The sequence below is a fragment of the Bradyrhizobium sp. Kon37 genome (genome assembly GCF_055807535.1).
The window spans coordinates 418,356-435,828 of the sequence record NZ_JBVVOY010000001.1 but is presented as its reverse complement, the minus strand read 5'-3'; the positions used below and the strand labels follow the sequence as shown (position 1 = coordinate 435,828).

At 63.2% G+C, this 17,473-nt stretch carries 14 protein-coding genes; 8 read left to right on the top strand and 6 right to left on the bottom strand.

The window, feature by feature from the left end:
• Positions 1–8: 8 nt before the first annotated feature.
• The 3 genes from AC0L3J_RS02110 to AC0L3J_RS02100 form a co-directional block, all read right to left on the bottom strand.
• A complete protein-coding gene (locus AC0L3J_RS02110) occupies positions 9–884 on the bottom strand; it encodes an acyl-CoA acyltransferase (RefSeq protein ID WP_473345737.1) in 876 nt (291 codons plus the stop codon).
• Between the two features lie 37 nt (positions 885–921).
• Complete coding sequence (locus AC0L3J_RS02105; protein ID WP_473345735.1) at positions 922–1,902, bottom strand: amino acid--[acyl-carrier-protein] ligase; 981 nt, start codon at positions 1,900–1,902, stop codon at positions 922–924.
• Between the two features lie 64 nt (positions 1,903–1,966).
• On the bottom strand, positions 1,967–3,184 hold the full coding sequence (locus tag AC0L3J_RS02100) for an acyl-CoA dehydrogenase family protein (RefSeq protein ID WP_473345733.1): 1,218 nt from the start codon (positions 3,182–3,184) through the stop codon (positions 1,967–1,969).
• 357 nt (positions 3,185–3,541) lie between these two features.
• Here AC0L3J_RS02100 and AC0L3J_RS02095 point away from each other — a divergent pair, with 357 nt between their 5' ends.
• From AC0L3J_RS02095 to mtnA, 3 genes are all read left to right on the top strand, one after another.
• Positions 3,542–3,814, top strand: coding sequence for a phosphopantetheine-binding protein (locus tag AC0L3J_RS02095; RefSeq protein ID WP_473262169.1), 273 nt, complete (start codon positions 3,542–3,544; stop codon positions 3,812–3,814).
• A 265-nt stretch (positions 3,815–4,079) separates the two neighbouring features.
• Complete coding sequence (locus tag AC0L3J_RS02090) at positions 4,080–4,955, top strand: S-methyl-5'-thioadenosine phosphorylase (RefSeq protein ID WP_473345732.1); 876 nt, start codon at positions 4,080–4,082, stop codon at positions 4,953–4,955.
• Positions 4,956–4,973: 18 nt separating this feature from the next.
• Positions 4,974–6,083, top strand: coding sequence for an S-methyl-5-thioribose-1-phosphate isomerase (gene mtnA, locus AC0L3J_RS02085; RefSeq protein WP_247357529.1), 1,110 nt, complete (start codon positions 4,974–4,976; stop codon positions 6,081–6,083).
• Between the two features lie 120 nt (positions 6,084–6,203).
• Here the strand turns inward: mtnA and AC0L3J_RS02080 are convergent, their stop codons facing one another.
• On the bottom strand, positions 6,204–6,839 hold the full coding sequence (locus AC0L3J_RS02080) for an HAD-IA family hydrolase (RefSeq protein WP_473345730.1): 636 nt from the start codon (positions 6,837–6,839) through the stop codon (positions 6,204–6,206).
• A gap of 105 nt (positions 6,840–6,944) precedes the next feature.
• On the opposite strand from AC0L3J_RS02080, the gene AC0L3J_RS02075 reads away from it, so the two are divergent.
• Both AC0L3J_RS02075 and AC0L3J_RS02070 read left to right on the top strand, forming a co-directional pair.
• Complete coding sequence (locus AC0L3J_RS02075) at positions 6,945–7,703, top strand: S1 family peptidase (RefSeq protein ID WP_473345728.1); 759 nt, start codon at positions 6,945–6,947, stop codon at positions 7,701–7,703.
• 125 nt (positions 7,704–7,828) lie between these two features.
• Complete coding sequence (locus AC0L3J_RS02070; protein WP_473345727.1) at positions 7,829–9,331, top strand: flavin-containing monooxygenase; 1,503 nt, start codon at positions 7,829–7,831, stop codon at positions 9,329–9,331.
• Positions 9,332–9,516: 185 nt separating this feature from the next.
• Here the strand turns inward: AC0L3J_RS02070 and AC0L3J_RS02065 are convergent, their stop codons facing one another.
• Positions 9,517–10,446 carry a response regulator gene (locus AC0L3J_RS02065; RefSeq protein ID WP_473345726.1) on the bottom strand — a complete coding sequence of 310 codons (930 nt, stop codon included), beginning with the start codon at positions 10,444–10,446 and terminating at the stop codon, positions 9,517–9,519.
• A complete protein-coding gene (locus AC0L3J_RS02060) occupies positions 10,430–13,801 on the bottom strand; it encodes a hybrid sensor histidine kinase/response regulator (protein ID WP_473345724.1) in 3,372 nt (1,123 codons plus the stop codon). The genes AC0L3J_RS02065 and AC0L3J_RS02060 overlap by 17 nt, the downstream gene beginning before the upstream one ends.
• A gap of 173 nt (positions 13,802–13,974) precedes the next feature.
• On the opposite strand from AC0L3J_RS02060, the gene urtA reads away from it, so the two are divergent.
• The 3 genes from urtA (at position 13,975) to urtC (ending at position 17,465) form a co-directional block, all read left to right on the top strand.
• The gene (gene urtA / locus AC0L3J_RS02055; RefSeq protein ID WP_018455941.1) at positions 13,975–15,234 is read left to right on the top strand and encodes an urea ABC transporter substrate-binding protein; all 1,260 of its coding nucleotides are present in this window, start codon (positions 13,975–13,977) and stop codon (positions 15,232–15,234) included.
• A gap of 147 nt (positions 15,235–15,381) precedes the next feature.
• Complete coding sequence (gene urtB / locus AC0L3J_RS02050) at positions 15,382–16,308, top strand: urea ABC transporter permease subunit UrtB (protein ID WP_018455942.1); 927 nt, start codon at positions 15,382–15,384, stop codon at positions 16,306–16,308.
• A gap of 17 nt (positions 16,309–16,325) precedes the next feature.
• Positions 16,326–17,465 carry an urea ABC transporter permease subunit UrtC gene (gene urtC, locus AC0L3J_RS02045; RefSeq protein ID WP_473345723.1) on the top strand — a complete coding sequence of 380 codons (1,140 nt, stop codon included), beginning with the start codon at positions 16,326–16,328 and terminating at the stop codon, positions 17,463–17,465.
• The last annotated feature ends 8 nt before the right edge of the window (positions 17,466–17,473 follow it).

Here is a 17,473-nt window from a genome sequence, read left to right as displayed (position 1 = left end):
AACGGGGCCTACGGCCCGTACAGCACGAGTTCCGTGTCCGTGAGATCGGCGAGCTGCGGCCGGTGCGGGCCCTTGAAATATTTGCGGCCGCGACGCTCGGTATAGATGCCGACCAGGCCGGGAACCGGGCCGTTGGAATCGACGGCGACCGCGATCTTGCCGAGCCGCAGCAGCAGCCGGCCGATGCGGCCCGCGCATTCGGTGTATTCGGCCGCGTTGCGGCAGTAGATCAGCTTCATCGCGGGTGGCGCAATGATGCCACGGCGGATGCGCACCGGTTGCAGGATGAAGGGGAACGTTCCCTTCGGCGTGCGGCAGACCAGGCTGAGGCAATTGTAGCGCGCATGCCGCGTCAAGAGCTCGGTCTCGGCATCGGAAAGCCCGTCGATCGTCTTGGCGTGCTGCGAGATGACCTCGATCTTGCTCCAGCGTGGGACGCGCGCCAGCGCAGGCACCGAGAAGAATATACCCCTGCAATAGGCGCGAAAGCCCTGCGTCTCGATGATCGGCCAAGTCCACGGCGCCGGGCTGATGTTGAGATAGGTGACGTCCTTGTGGCGCTGCGCGATCTTGGTCAGGAGCGGGGCGTAGTTGCGGTAGGCCGGATCGACGTACCAGCTCGACAAATTGCACTGGATGGCGGTCTCATCGCCGTCCCTGCGCGCCGTGTAGATTAGCAGCAGCACGCCGACCGGCGTGCCGTCATTGTCGAGCATGTAGCCGAAGCGCGGGTAGCCTTCCGGTACGGGCCTGAAGGCCTGCCGGCGCAGGCCCTGGATCCAGTAGCTGTGCGAGCGGCCGACAAAGCCGCGCGTCAGCAAGTCCGCGACCGCATCGACGTCGGCCTCGGTGATCTCGCGGCATCGGACCTTGGTATGGATCACGCTCGTCTTTCCCGTGGAAATGACCGGCCTCGTTCCGTTAGCGCCAGCCTTCGCCGTGGGCATCGGCCGCGATCTGCGGCTGCAGGCCCATGATCTCCTGCACCTTGGCGGGCCAGGCGGAAGGGTCGGTGCCGTGGGTATGGAACATGGCGACGGCCAGGCGGTCCATGCCGAAGGCGACGCAGCCGGTGTGGGCCGGCTCGCCATTGGCGTCCTTGATGTCCCAGGTCGTGCCGAAATGCTCGCGGTGATAATTGAAGCTCATGCAGGCCGTCGGCTGCTCTTCCGAGCGCAGCGGGATCAGCAGTTCGAACTTGAGCTGCTGCTGCTTCTGACTCACCGCCTTCATCTGACCGACGCGGCCGAAGAACGGATCGCTGGCATAATCGACGCGGAAGGTGAGACCGAGATCGGTCGCAATCGCCTGCGCGCGCACCATCCAGCGCTCGCGGAAATCGGCGACGTCATCGGGGCTGCCGATGCAGACATATTCCCGCATCCGGAACGATTGCAGCCGGTCGAGATGTTTTGACGGTTCACGGCGGAAGCAGTCGGCGGCGACGTCGAAGCGCAGGCCGCCCTTCGGCAACTGGCCGCGGCTCGCCGCGATCGGATAGACGGGATAGCAGGCCGCCGGCGACAGCACGAGGTCTGCCGGCGAGAGCGAGCTGGTCCAGTCACCGCCGGCATCGAAGCGGCTGACCGCGGCGTTGATCTCGCGCTCGGTGCCGTGCAGGCCGCAGACGCAACCGAGCAGGTTCGGAAAGCTCTTCAGGTAGCCGGATTTTTCCAGCTGAAACCGGCTCATCACCGGCGGGAAGCGCATCACCTCAGTGCCGGCCTCGCGATGGCTCGTGATCAGCGCAGCGAGCTTTTCGACGATGCCCTCATAAAGCGCGGTCCGGGCATAGACGCCGTCCGAGCCCATGGGGTGGAACAGCTTCTCGGCGAGATGATCCAACGGATCCGCGATCTGCGGCGCGGTCTCGGGCGAGTTGGGGAGAACAGCAATGTTCATGTTCGGCTTCCTGCTATCTGAAATTATTCTTATTGAACGAAGGCACGTCGGTCTCGAAAGCTCGTCAGTCCCGAAGGCTTGTCGGCACGCCGCTCATCAGGGTCGACGTCGCGGCATTGGCCAGAATGCGGTCGTTGTTGATCATGATCGGCGACGACAGTACGTCGCGCAGGTGGCGACCCATGGTGAACTCACCGTCGTTGCGGTAGCCGGAAAGGCCTGCGGTGCGCATCGCATGCATCACGGTCTCGACCGCGAGCTCCGAGGCCTGCACCTTCAGAAGCGTGATCGAAGACTGGAAGTCGAGCGAGCCGAGCGCGCGTTCGTCGTGCTCGGCGCGAGCAAAGGCGTCGATATTGGCTGATATCAGCGCCCGCAGCTTGGCCAGCGACATCTTGGCGGCGGTGAAATGCGCAGCTGCCGGGGGCATCTGGCCTCCTGAGCTGCGGGCCGCCTTGCGGACGAAGGCCTGCGCACGGGTGACGGCGGCTGCAGCGATACCAGCCCAGGCCGAGGACCAGCACAGATGCGCGAACGGCGTCATGGTCTGGGCGTGGATCTTGTCGTAGGATTCCGGGAAGACGCGGTCGGTCGGGCAGTCGACCTTCAGCTCGAAGCCGGTCGAGCAGGTGCCGCGCATGCCGAGCGTTTCCCAGCCCAGCGTCCGCTTCAGCGAATAATCGTCCTTGGCGAGCGCCAGAAGCACCTGGTCGGACGCAGAAGCGTCGGTGGCGCGGCGGGCGATGGTCACGAGGCCGTCGGCCTCGGCGCCGTAGGAGATCACGGTGGCGTCGCGCAGCAGCGAGACAGTGTCGCCGGCGACGTCGACGGCGGCGGCGCTGGCGCGGATGTTGCCGCCGTTCTGGCCTTCGGTGGTGGAGGAGGCGAGCAGCCACTGGTCGCGCGCGACCCGGCGCATCATGGTTTCCATCCATGGGATGCCGTGACCGTGCCTGACGACGCAGGCGACCTTTGTCGTGTGCATCGCGTAGATCATCGCCGTGGAGGCGCAGGCGCGTCCGAGCGTGTAGCAGACGTCGGTGACGTCGTGGATCGAGGCACCGAAGCCGCCGAACTCGGCCGGGATCATGACGCCGAGCAGCTTCTGCTCACGCGCAACCTCGAAAGCCTTGTGAGGGAAGCGGGCATCGCGATCGACCCCGTCGGCGTCGGCTGCCGCCACGGTGGCGGTCCGGGCGGCGCGCTCAATGAGAGAGGGACCATGCTCGAGAAAGCTCGTCTGCGTCTCGTCGACAGTGAGGACTGCTTCACGCACGTTCATACTCGTCCGCCTCCGGTTTGCCGTTCAGGATCGCCGGCATCATTCGCGATGCCGCTTGAGCGATCCTTCGACCATCTTTGCTTATGAGATGAGGCTACGGATTTAATTCAAATTCGTCGATGAAATAGAGGGTAAACAAAGCCCAATTCCGAACGAACAGTTAAGTTCGGGTTGTTTGCATCGCCCGGATTCCCGCGATCGCGTTAGGGATCTGTAAGAAGCCGGAAATCCAGACAATCTGAGTCATCGTTTACTAAGAAACGCGAAGTAATGGTGGCATCCATTGCGGGATCGGCCCGCCGTGCCCATCGTAGCCGGCAACCGGTCCGACCTTTGTCGACAGATGGGAATTTACCGATGCAGGCTTTCGATACCGAGTTGCGCAATCGCATCATCAAGCTGGTGAAGGGCATCCTCGCCCAGAACGCGCTCTCCGCCGAGGTCACGCCGCAGGCCAAGCTCGTCGACGTCGGCCTGACCTCGATGGACATGGTCAATCTGATGCTCGGCGTCGAAGCCGAGTTCGACTTCACGATTCCCCAATCCGAGATCACACCGGAGAACTTCCAGTCGGTCGAGACGCTGGAGCGTATGGTCGCGACCCAGCTGCAGTCGGCCGCAGCGGCTTAGTAGAATCTATTTGGGTCGTCCTGGCGAAAGCCAGGACCCATTACCCCGGGAGCAGTTTGACGAAGACTGCCCGTCCGGGACTAACAGCATTCGCCATCGACAGACCTCGCGGTATGGGTCCTGGCCTTCGCCAGGACGACAGCCAGGCTGTGGTGGACGTGTCGTTTTCCTTACGACATTCCCAGCCCCGCCACCCCGTTTCAAAACGACCGCAAAACTGGCATAGCTTAACCATGTGGCACGTGGCGCACGAGGTGGAGCAGGCATGACGCAGGCTGTATTGGGCATCATCGGCGGCTCCGGCATCTACGATCTGCCGGGGCTGGAGGACGCTCGCGAAGAGGTGATCAAAAGCCCCTGGGGCGAGCCGTCGGCGCCGCTGCGGCGCGGCTCCATTGCCGGCCTGCCGATCGTGTTCCTGCCGCGCCACGACAAGGGCCACCGGCTGTCGCCCTCCGACATCAACTATCGCGCCAATATCGACGTTCTCAAGCGCGCCGGCGTCACCGACCTGATCTCGCTGTCGGCCTGCGGCTCGTTCAGGGAGGAACTGCCGCCGGGAACCTTCGTTCTCGTCGACCAGTTCGTCGATCGTACCCACAAACGCGAGAGCTCGTTCTTCGGGAGGGGATGCGTCGCACATGTCTCGATGGCGCACCCGGTCTCGCCGCGCTTGCGCATCCATCTTGCCACGGCGGCCGAAGCCGAGGGCATCGCGTTTGCGCGCGGCGGCACCTATGTCTGCATGGAGGGACCGCAATTCTCGACCTATGCGGAAAGCATGACCTACAAGACGCTGGGCTATTCCGTGATCGGCATGACCAACATGCCCGAGGCGAAACTCGCGCGTGAGGCGGAGCTTTGCTACGCCACCGTCGCGATGGTGACGGATTTCGATTGCTGGCATCCGGATCACGACGCCGTCACCGTGCAGGACATCATCCGCGTTCTGAGCTCGAATGCCGACAAGGCAAAAGCGCTGGTGGCGCGGCTGGCGAAAGACTTCCCGCGCGAGCATGAGCCGTGCCCGATCGGCTCGGACCGCGCGCTCGATACCGCATTGATCACCGCGCCCGAGGCGCGCGATCCCGAGCTCTTGAACAAGCTCGATGCGGTGGCCGGGCGCATCCTGCGAACGTGATGCGAAAGGCAGAATGCCATGAAGGTCGACGGCAAGCATTTCCGCAGCATCTGGCGTGAGCGCGACGGCTGGTCGGTCGGAGCGATCGACCAGCGCCGGCTGCCGCATGAGTTCATCGTTGCGAAGCTGACCTCATGCGAGGACGCGGCCCTCGCCATCCGCGACATGCTGGTGCGCGGTGCGCCGCTGATCGGCGCGACCGCAGCCTACGGCATGGCGCTGGCGATGCGCGAAGACGCCTCCGACGCCGGCCTGAAGCGCGCCTACGACACGCTCGTGGTGGCGCGGCCGACCGCGATCAATCTGAAATGGGCCCTGGACGAGATGCGCGCGAGCCTCGCGCCGATCGATCCGCTGGAGCGCGCCGAAGCTGCCTACGCGCGCGCCGACGAGATCGTCGAGCAGGACGTCGAGATCAACCGCGGCATCGCCGGCAATGGCCTGAAACTCATCGAGGCGATCGTCGCAAGGAAGAAGCCGGGCGAGACCGTCAATGTGCTGACCCATTGCAATGCAGGCTGGCTTGCGACCGTCGACTGGGGCACGGCGACGGCGCCGATCTATCTCGCGCACGAGCGCGGCATCAAGGTCCATGTCTGGGTCGATGAGACGCGTCCGCGCAATCAGGGCGCCTCGCTCACGGCCTGGGAGCTCGGCCATCACGGCGTGGCGCATACGGTGATTCCGGACAACACCGGCGGGCATCTGATGCAGCACGGCATGGTCGATCTCGCCATTGTCGGCACCGATCGCGTTGCCGCCAATGGCGACGTCTGCAACAAGATCGGCACATATTTGAAGGCGCTCGCCGCTCACGACAACAACGTGCCGTTCTATGTCGCGCTGCCGTCGCCGACGATCGATTTCGCCGTTGATGACGGCGTCCGCGACATCCCGATCGAGCAGCGCAGCGGCACGGAGGTCACCGACATGACCGGCCGCACTGCGGACGGAAGGCTTGAGACGGTACGCATCGTGCCGGAGGGCTCGCCGGTCGCGAATTATGCCTTCGACGTCACCCCGGCGAGGCTCGTCACCGGCCTCATCACCGAGCGAGGCGTGTTGAAAGCCGATCGCGCGTCACTGGCGGCTGCGTTTCCCGAGCGTATTGCCGCCGCTGCGGAATAATCAGTTCGCCATGCGAGATTTTTCACGCCGTCATTGCGAGCGCAGCGAAGCAATCCAGAATCCCACCGCGGAGGCGGTCTGGATTGCTTCGCTGCGCTCGCAATGACGGAGAATGATGTTCTAGCTCAGCTTCAATCCCGTCGCGGCCTCGAGCTCGGCGATCGCCTGGGCGCCGCTGGTCACCTTGATCGTGGTCATGCCCATCTCGCGCGCGGGCTTCAGATTGACGCCGAGATCGTCGAGATAGATGCAATTCTTCGGATCGATGTTCAGCGTCTCGGCCATCAGCTGGTAGATGCGCGGGTCGGGCTTGCGCAGGCCGATCTTGGCGGACTCGATCACATGGTCGAACAGCACCATCACCTCGGCGACATAAAGTGAGCGCCCGGTCATGCTGCCGATCGCATTGGCCGGCAGATTGTTGGTAATGCAGCCGGTCTTGAATTGCGCCTTGATGCGCTTCAGCGCTTCGACCATCTCGGGGCGCAGATCGCCCTGAAGCAGCGGCAGCACATCGCGGCCGCGCACCTCCGCGCCGAGCGCCAGCGACTCCGTCGCGAACAGCTTATCGAACGTGTCGATGTCGACCTCGGCGCGCTCGAACCTGGCCCAGGCATTTTCCAGATGATTGGCGGCATTGGTGCGCCGGATGATGTCGATGGGCAGGCCACGTTCTGTCTCGAACCGCGTGAACGCCTCAAATGGCGAACTCGTCAGCACGCCGCCAAAATCAAAAATCACAGCCTCGATCGTCAAGGTCCCGCCCTCGTCAATTCCTTTCCAAGAGCGCTAGCATGCGCTATCGGCAAGGGCCAGTCCGAAGCCACCCCACCGCCGTCACCGATGCCGAAGCGTGTTCCCATGAAAAAGCTTGCAACCATCATTACAGCCGCGCTGCTGCTGGCCACGCCCGCTTATGCCATCGTTGGCGGCGGCACGCCGCAGACCGATGGCGTCGCGCGCGCCGTCGTCACGATCGTCGGCTCGCGCGGCAATTTCTGTACCGGCACCCTGGTTGCGCCAAGGCTGGTGCTTACCGTCGCCCATTGCGTGCAGCCCGGCGCGGACTACAAGATCGTCGATCGCGGCACTGACGGGCAGCCGCAACTGCTGAATGTCCGCACCGTCGCGATCCATCCGAGTTTCAACATGCAGGCGATGCAAGGGCATCGCGCTACCGCCGACCTGGCACTGCTGCAACTGGAAATTCCATTGAAGGGAAAATCGACGGTGCCGGTCGGTGCGCCCAATATTCCGATCCAGGTCGGCAGCCGCTTCGTCATCGCCGGTATCGGCGTCACCGTGCGTGGCGACGGCAAGAGTGGCGGCGCGACGCGCGTTGCCGGTCTCGTCGCGACCGGTCAGCCCGGCACGCTCCAGATCCGGCTGGTCGACCCCGTAACCAACGGTGTTCGCGACGGAATTGGCGCCTGCACCGGTGATTCCGGCGGTCCCGTGTTCGAGGACAAGCCGACCGGATCCGTGCTCGTCGGCGTGATCAGCTGGTCCACGGGGCCGAACGGAGCCGCCGGCTGCGGCGGGCTGACCGGAGTCACGCCGCTCACGCTCTATCGCGACTGGATCTTGCAGACCGCGCGGAGCTGGGGTGCGGCGCTGTGATTTGACCGCGTCCCGATCTATGTCATCTTGAAGCGGAAGCGCGATGGGCAACCATGTCCGTCGCGGGGGAAACGCGTCGCCCAACCAAGGGCGGCCATAAAAACAAGCAAGGCATAGAAGCAACAATGAATGTCGCTGTTCGCAGTCACGCCACGGCCAAACAGGCTTCTGAACATTTCGACGTGCTGATCGTCGGCGCCGGTATCTCGGGCATCGGTAGCGCCTATCACATGACCAAGCAGCTTCCGGGTGCGAGCTTCGTCATCCTGGAAACGCAGGCGACGTTCGGCGGCACGTGGACGACGCATCGCTATCCCGGCATCCGCTCCGACAGCGACCTCCACACCTTCGGCTATAGTTTCAAGCCCTGGGTCGGGCCGCCGATCGCGACCGCCGACGAAATCCTCGCCTACATGAATGAGGTGATCGACGAAAACGATATCGCGCGGCATATCCGCTACAAGCACAAGATCAATTCGGCGAGCTGGTCGAGCGAGCAAAACCTCTGGACCATCGAGGCGGTGACGACCGACACTGGCGAGCCGAGAACCTTTACGGCGAACTTTCTCTGGATGTGCCAGGGCTACTACCGCCATTCGGAAGGCTATACGCCGGAATGGAAGGGGACGGATCGCTTCAAGGGCCGCATCGTTCATCCGCAGACCTGGCCTGATGATATCGACCTCGCGAACAAGAAGGTCGTCGTGATCGGCTCCGGCGCGACGGCGGCGACGCTGGTGCCGAACATCGCCGACAAATGCGCGCATGTCACGATGCTGCAGCGTTCGCCGACCTATTTTCGCCTTGGCCGCAACGCCATCGAGATCGCGGAGGAGCTGCGCAGGCTTCAGGTCGACGAAGCCTGGATCCACGAGATCGTTCGACGCAAGATCCTGTTCGAGCAGGACGCGTTCACCAAGCTTTGCTTGTCAAAACCCGAGCAGGTGAAGCAAGAGCTGATCGGCCAGATCAGCGCGGTGCTCGGTCCGGAGTACGATGTCGACACCCATTTCACGCCGAGCTATCGGCCGTGGCGGCAGCGCATCGCCTTCGTGCCCGATGCCGATCTGTTCAAGGGCATCGCCAGCGGCAAGGCGTCCGTCGTCACCGATGAGATCGAGTGCTTCGTCGAGAACGGCATCCAGCTCAAATCCGGCAAGCTGCTCGAAGCCGACATCATCGTCACCGCAACCGGCTTCAATCTCGCGGCGCTCGGCGACATCGCCTTCGAGGTTGACGGCAAGCCGCTCGCCTTCGGCGACACCGTCACCTATCGCGGCATGATGTTCACGGGCGTGCCGAACATGGTCTGGGTGTTCGGCTATTTCCGCGCCAGCTGGACGCTGCGCGTCGACCTCGTCGCCGACTTCGTCTGCCGTCTGCTCGGTCACATGAAGGCCAAAGGCAAGAAGAAGGTCGAGGTGAGCTTGCGCGCCGAAGACCACAACATGCCGATCCTGCCCTGGATCGATCCGGAGAACTTCAACCCCGGCTACATGATGCGCAACATGGACCTGCTGCCCAAGCGCGGCGACAAGCCGGAATGGCAGCACAGCCAGGATTACTGGACCGAAAAGGACGAGATCCCGAAGACGGATCTGGATGGCGGGGAGTTTGTGTATGGGTGAGGCGCGGCAGGAGGCGCTACAAACTTCTCCGTCGTCCTGGCGAAAGCCAGGACCCATTACCCCAGGGAGAAGTTGCGACGCTAGCTTGTGATCCAGAGTCTTCGCCAAACCACGTACTGTGGTAATGGGTCCTGGATCGGCGCTCCGCTTCGCTGCGCTTGTCCAGGACGACGGCGGTGGGGGCGTCAGGAATTCCTTCTTGTCGCATTCGTTGCAATCGCCGCAGCCGCAGTCCGGTTCTCGACCCCGAGCTTGGAGTAGATCTGCTCGAGATGCTTGTCGACCGTGCGCGGGCTCAAGCCCAAAATCTGCGCGATGTCACGGTTGGTTTTGCCCTTGCTGAGCCAGGCCAGCACCTCGCCTTCGCGGGTGGTGAGGCCGAGCTCGCTGGTGAATTCGGGTGGCGGCGCGGTGCCGGATTCCCTGGACAGCCGCAGCAGGAACTCGTTCGGCGCGGTCTCGCCCATGTAGTACAGCCGGAGTTGAGGATTGTCCGGCAAGGACGCTGCCTGAGACTTCGAGCTGCCCTTGCCCTTCGCCTGCTCCAGCCATTGCAGCAATGGTACTGGCAGGACGAAGTCGTCGTCGGCCTGCGCGCCGTGGTGATCCGCCAGCAGCTTCTGCGCCTGCGGGGTCGCCCACAACAATTTGCCCTGGCGGTTGACCGCGAACAGGAATCGGCCGGAGACGTCGAGCGCGGCGCGCGCGCTCTGCGTCAGCCGCGCATTGCCGAGATGAACACGGATGCGCGCCAGCATCTCCTCGATCACGATCGGCTTGGTCACGTAGTCGACGCCGCCGGCCTCCAGCCCGCGCACGATGTGCTCGGTCTCGGCGAGCCCCGTCATGAATATCACCGGGACATTGGCAAGGCCCGCATCGCGCTTGAGGCGGCGGCAGGTTTCGAACCCGTCCATGCCCGGCATCACCGCGTCGAGCAGCACGATATCAGGCGTGATCTGGTCGACGATGCGCATCGCGGCCGCGCCGTCGAGCGCCACCATCACCGTCATCCCTGCGCTGTCGAGCGCATCGGTGAGCAGCCGCAGCGTCTCCGGAGAGTCGTCGACAACGAGCGCGACGTCGCGCTTTTTCGACTCAGTGCTCATACGCATGCAACGTCTTCAATGTGGCCATGTACTGGTCGAGATCGAAGCGGTCGATCAGCGACCGCATTTCGGCGACGAAGTCGGCATGTTCAGGATGCTCGCTGCCGATCTCGTCCAGCTTCAACTCGATAGCCTTAACGTAGCCGATCTGACCGAGCCCGATCAGCGCCTCGATGTGTCGTACAGGTGGCCGCGAGCCGCTCTCCGGCCGCCATAGCGGCACGGCGATCTCCTCCGAGCCGTATTGCCATTCGATCTTGAGAAGCTGGCGGATGCTTTCCAAAAGCCTGGGAATGTCGATCGGCTTCATCAGATAGCCGTCGTGGAAGGGCTGCGCCAGCGGTGTGCCGTGCGCCTCGAGCGCGCTGGCCGACACCATCAGGATGCGCGCCTGGTGGTGGCCGCTGGCGCGTAGCGTCTCCGCGACCGTCCAGCCATCCATGCCAGGCATGGAGATATCGAGCAAAAACAGATCGGGCCGGCAGTGCTGGGCCAACGCCAGGCAACCAGGTCCGTCGGGCGCGCTGAGCAGGATGAAGCCGAGTGGTGTCAACACCTCACGCAGGAGGTCGCGATGCACGGGATCATCGTCGGTGATGAGGATGGTCTTGCGCGCGCCGTGATAGCCGGAGATCGGGGCCTCCACCGGCGCAATACGCTGCGGATTGGTGACTTCCGATAGCAGCATCTTGACCTTGAACGTGCTGCCGCTGCCGACCGTGCTCAAGACCTTGATGTCGCCGCCCATGACGCCGGCGAGCAGCCGGCTGATGGTCAGGCCCAGCCCGGTGCCGGTCTGCGGCTGCGAGACACCGAGCGCGCCGCGTTCGAAGGGTGCGAAGATGCGTTCGAGATCGTCGCCCTGGATACCGGGGCCGGTGTCGATCACCTCGAACTCCGCGACCGAGCTGCGATAGTGCACCACGAACTGCACACTGCCGGTCTGGGTGAATTTGATCGCGTTGGACAGCAGATTGATCAGCACCTGGCGCAGCCGCTTCTCGTCGGCATAGACCACGACCGGCAAATGCGCCGGCCGCCTGAACACGAAGTCGATGCTCTTGGCCGCGGCCTGAAGGCGGAACATGCCGACGAGCTGGTCGAGGAATTCGCTCAAGCGCACCTCGTCGCGCGACAGGTACAGCCGCCCCGCCTCGATCTTGGAGATGTCCAGAATGCCGTCGATCAGGCCGGAGAGGTGATCGGCGCTGCGGCGGACGACGCGGACCTGGTCGCGCGGCTTGGTGTTGAGCGTCGTATCCTGCTCCAGGAGTTGGGCATAGCCGCTGATCGCATTCAGCGGCGAGCGCAGCTCGTGGCTCAGGCCCACCACGTAGCGGCTCTTGGCGAGATTGGCGGATTCGGCGATTTCCTTGGCGCGCTGGAGCTCGGCGTCGGTGCGCTTGTGGGCGTCGATCTCCTGGATCAGCAGCGTGGTCTGGCGCCGGGTCTCGGCCTCGGCGGCCCGTCGGCTCTGCTGCGCCAGCACGAACAGCCAGGCCACCACGCCGATGATGATGCTGAGCGAGAAGAACACCTTCCAGAGCACGTTGGAGACGAGCATGTTCTCGCCGGGCACGCTGACCGAGGTCTGGAGGTAGATCAGCCCCAGTACCAGCGCGACGAGGCCCGCGGAGACCACGAACACACCGATGTAGTGGCCGAACTGCGAGTTGATCCGCTGATAGATCGCCTGCGGCAAGATCCTGACAAGCGCGTCGGCGAACTGCACCTGCGCGCGCGCATGCGGTTTGCACAGATCGTGGCAGCGTGCATCGAGCGAGCAGCATAGCGAGCAGATCGGGCCCGCATAGGCGGGGCAGGAGGTCATGTCCTCCGGCTCGAAATGGTGCTCGCAGATGCAGCACTGGATCGATTCGATATTGGCCCAGCTCTTCTTCGGCTTGCGCGCGATGTAGTATTTTCCGTCGGTGAGCCAGGCGATGACGGGTGCGGTGACGAAGGCGACCGTCAGCGCGACAAAGGCCGCGAGCGCTTTCATGGTCGAGCCGAACAGGCCGTAGAAGGCCGCGATCGAGACGATGGTCGCGATCGTCATTGCGCCGACGCCGACCGGATTGATGTCGTAAAGATGGGCGCGCTTGAACTCCATCTGCGGTGGGCGCAGGCCGAGCGGCTTGTTGACCACGAGATCGGACACCAGCGCACCGACCCAGGCGATCGCGACATTTGAGTAGAGCGCGAGCGTCTGCTCCAGCGCCTTGTAGACGCCGATCTCCATCAGCAGCAGCGCCACCATCACGTTGAACACCAGCCAGACGACCCGGCCGGGATGGCTATGCGTCAGACGCGAGAAGAAGTTCGACCAGGCGATCGAGCCTGCATAGGCGTTGGTGACGTTGATCTTGAGCTGCGACAGGATCACGAACGCGCCGGTGAGTGCCAACGCCATGTCCGGCTGCGACAGCACGTAGCGAAACGCTTCGAGATACATGTGCGCAGGCTCGGCCGCCAGCTCGCTGGAGAGACCGTGGCTCAGCGCGAAGAAGGCGAGAAACGAGCCCAGCAGCAGTTTCAGCGCGCCGAAGATGATCCACCCGGGCCCCGCGATCAGCAGGGCGGCCCACCACGACGTTCGCGACGTGCGGCGGTCGCGCGGCAGAAACCTGAGGAAGTCGACCTGCTCGCCGATCTGGGCCACCAGCGAAAACACCACGGAGGATGCGACACCGAACAGCAGCAGATCGAAATGTCCGCTGGGGTCGCCGTGCTCGCCGGCGAATTTGCGCCACTCCGTGAAAGAGTAAGGATTGGCCCAGGCGATCGCCGCGAAGGGCAGGATATGCAGGATGATCCAGATCGGCTGCGTCCAGAGCTGGAAGCGGCTGATCAGCGTGATGCCGTAGGTGACAAGTGGGATGATCGCGACCGCGCTGATGAGGTAGCCGATCGGGCGGGGAATGCCAAAGCACATCTCGAGCGCCGTGGCCAGGATCACCGCCTCGATGGCGAAGAAGATGAAGGTGAAGGAGGCGTAGATCAGCGAGGTGACGGTCGAGCCGATATAACCGAAACCGGCGCCGCGGGTGAGCAGGTCAATGTCGATGCCGCATTTGGCGGCATAATAGGCAATCGGGACGCCGCAGCAGAAGATGATGGTGGAGACGACGAGGATCGCGGCGGTGGCGTTGGTAACCCCGTAGTTCAGGGTGATGGTGCCGCCGATCGCCTCCAGCGCGAGAAAGGAGATGGCGCCCAGTGCAGTGTTGGCGACGCGGGCGGCGGACCACCGGCGCGCGCTCTTGGCGGTGAAGCGCAGCGCGTAGTCTTCCAGCGTCTGGTTGGCGACCCATTGGTTGTACTGGCGCCTGACGCGATCTATTCGCTGCCGCCCTGCCACTTCAGCCCCACTCCTACTCCCGAACGCGCCGGACCCCTCGCAAAACCCGTACCAAAAGCCTACGTCGTCATTTTGCGGTGCAGTATACGCGATCTTGCGTATGCTTGCAGTGCACAAATTCGAGCCATCCTCACGGCACCAATCGCGTGTCCTCGAACAACAGTGGGGTGCTCATGTCAGACGAAGCGAACAAGGGCCTGTTATCGCCGCTCCGGCGCAAATTATTGATGGGAATGGCGGCCGTGCCGGCCATCACCATGCTGCCGCGAGCATCTTTTGCGCAGGCCCCGGCGACCTCGGCGGTCAATACCACGGGCCTCGCAGTCACCGACACCGAGGTGACGGTCGGCATCCTGCATTCGGCGACCGGCACCATGGCGATCTCCGAGACCGGCTCGATCGAAGCCGAAAAGCTCGCCATCGAGCAGATCAATGCCATGGGCGGCGTGCTCGGGCGCAAGATCAAGTTCATCCAGGAAGACGGCGCCAGCGACTGGCCGACCTTTGCCGAAAAGGCCAAGAAATTGCTGGTCAACGACAAGGTCGCGGCGATCATGGGCTGCTGGACCTCGGCGTCCCGCAAGGCCGTGCTGCCCGTCATGGAGCAGTACAACGGCATGCTCTACTACCCGACCTTCTACGAAGGTCTCGAGCAGTCCAAGAACGTGATCTATACCGGCCAGGAAGCCACTCAGCAGATCCTCGCCGGCCTGAACTGGATCGCCAAGGAGAAGGGCGCGAAGTCGTTCTTCTTCATCGGCTCTGACTACATCTGGCCGCGCACCTCGAACAAGATCGCGCGCAAGCACGTCGAGAACGTGCTGAAGGGCAAGGTCGTCGGCGAAGAATATTATCCGCTCGGCAACACCCAGTTCAATTCGGTCATCAACAAGATCAAGCTGACCAAGCCCGACGTGATCTTCACCGACGTCGTCGGCGGCTCGAACGTCGCGTTCTACAAGCAGCTCAAGGCGGCCGGCATCGACCTCTCCAAGCAGGCGCTGCTGACGATCTCGGTGACCGAAGACGAGATCGACGGCATCGGCGGCGAGAACATCGCGGGCGCCTATGCCTGCATGAAGTACTTCCAGTCGCTCGACAATCCGAACAACAAGACCTTCGTCCCGGCGTTCAAGAAGATGTGGGGCGAGAAGACCGTGATCGGAGACGTCACCCAGGCTGCCTATCTCGGCCCGTGGCTGTGGAAGTTGACGGTGGAGAAGGCGGGCTCCTTCGACATCGACAAGATCGCGGCGGCATCGCCAGGCATCGAGTTCAAGGGCGCTCCGGAAGGCTATGTGCGCATTCACGAAAATCATCACCTCTGGTCGAAGACCCGGGTGGGACGCGCCAAGCTCGATGGCCAGTTCGAACTGATCTACGAGACCGCCGACCTGGTCGAGCCGGATCCGTTCCCCAAGGGCTATCAGTAAGACGAGAGCTATCAGTAAGTCACGGCGTTCGTCGCCGTTTCCCTTCCAGACAAAACCTCTCCCTGGCGTGGACCGCAATCCACGCCCAAGACCCCCGCGTCGCGAACCTGCTCGCGACGCGGGACCCTTTCCCGACGGAGGACATCGATGTTCGGCGACTACTCGCTTGGTGACCTTGGCTCCATCTTCGTCATGCAGGGCTTTGCAGGACTGATCCTGTTCTCCGTCTACGTCCTGATGGCGCTGGGTCTTGCGATCATCTTCGGCCAGATGGGCGTCATCAACATGGCCCATGGCGAATTCATGATCCTTGGAGCCTACGTCACCTGGATGACCTCGAGCTTCTTCCAGTCCTATTTGCCGAGCCTGTTCAGCGGCTACTTCTTCCTTGCGATGATCCTGGCCTTTGTCGCATCCGGTGCGCTGGGGATGCTGGTGGAGTGGGTGCTGATACGGCATCTCTACAAGCGCCCGCTCGACACCCTGCTTGCGACCTGGGGCCTCAGCCTGATCCTGCAACAGGCCTATCGCTCCGTGTTCGGCGCGCGCGAGGTCGGCGTCGAGCTGCCGCAATGGATGCTTGGCTCGCTGCACGTCACCGACAGCATCGAAGTGCCGATCAACGGCGTCTTCGTGATGTGCCTCACCGTCCTGATCACCGTGGGCGTCGCCTACGTGATGTACAAATCGCGCTGGGGTCGGCAGGTGCGCGCCGTCGTGCAGAACCGCATCATGGCCGGAGCCGTCGGCATCAACACCGAAAAGGTGGATCGCTACACTTTCGGCCTCGGCTGCGGCATTGCCGGTGTCGCCGGAAGCGCCTTCACGATGATCGGCTCGACCGGGCCGACCTCCGGACAGCTCTACATTGTCGATACGTTCCTCGTGGTCGTGTTCGGCGGCGCGGCAAGCCTGCTCGGCACCATCGCATCGGCCTTCTCGATCTCGCAGACCCAATCAACCCTCGAGTTCTTCCTGTCGGGCTCGATGGCCAAGGTGCTGACGCTGCTTGCCGTTGTCGGAATCCTGATGCTGCGGCCGCAGGGTCTCTTCGCCCTCAAGGTCCGCAAATAACAAGAAGCAGGCAAGTCATGGTCATCAACTCACGCTTCTTCAATCGATCCGAGCTCATGGGCTTCCTCGTGCTGGCCGCCGTACTGTTCGTGATCCTGCCGCTCTCGCTGGATGTGTTCCGTCTCAACCTCGTGGCGAAATATCTGACCTATGCCTTCGTCGCGCTCGGCCTGGTGCTGTGCTGGGGCTACGGCGGCATTCTCAGTCTGGGGCAAGGCGTGTTCTTCGGCCTCGGCGGCTATTGCATGGCGATGTTCCTCAAGCTGGAGGCCTCCAGCGTCGAGAATACCAAGATCCAGTCGACGCCAGGCATCCCGGACTTCATGGACTGGAATCAGATCACGTCACTGCCACTGTTCTGGCAGCCGTTTCACAGTCTCACCTTCACCATCCTCGCGATCATCCTCGTCCCCGGCATCTTCGCGCTGATCATCGGCACTGCGATGTTCAAGCGCCGTGTGGGCGGCACCTACTTTGCCATCATCACCCAGGCGGTGGCGGCCATCCTCACCATCCTGATCGTGGGCCAGCAGGGCTACACCGGCGGGATCAACGGGATGACCGACCTGCGCACCCTGAAGGGTTGGGACATCCGGCCCGACCACGCCAAGGTCATCCTGTACTTCGTCGAAGTGGTGCTGCTGTTCGCCTGCATCGGCATCGCGCAGTTCATCCGCCTGACCAAACTCGGCCGCATCCTGGTGGCTATGCGCGAACAGGAAGACCGCGTCCGCTTCTCCGGCTACAGCGTCGCCAACTTCAAGATCTTTGCGTTCTGTATGGCCGCAGTTTTCGCCGCGATCGGCGGGGCCATGTTCGCGCTCAATGTCGGTTTCATGTCGCCGTCCTTTGTCGGCATCGTGCCGTCGATCGAGATGGTGATCTACACCGCGGTCGGCGGACGGATGTCGATCTTCGGCGCGATATGGGGGGCCATTCTGGTGAACTTCGCCAAGACCAGCCTGTCGGAATCCTTCCCGCAACTCTGGCTGTTCGGTCTCGGCGCGCTGTTCATCGCGGTCGTGCTCGCTTTCCCGAACGGCCTGTCGGGGCTCTGGGCCGACTATGTGCAGCCGCGCATCGACCGCCTGTTCACCTCGCGCAAGAAGCCGGGCTGGACCGACAATTCGGTTGCCGACGGCGCACCGGCAGAGTGAGGAGATCA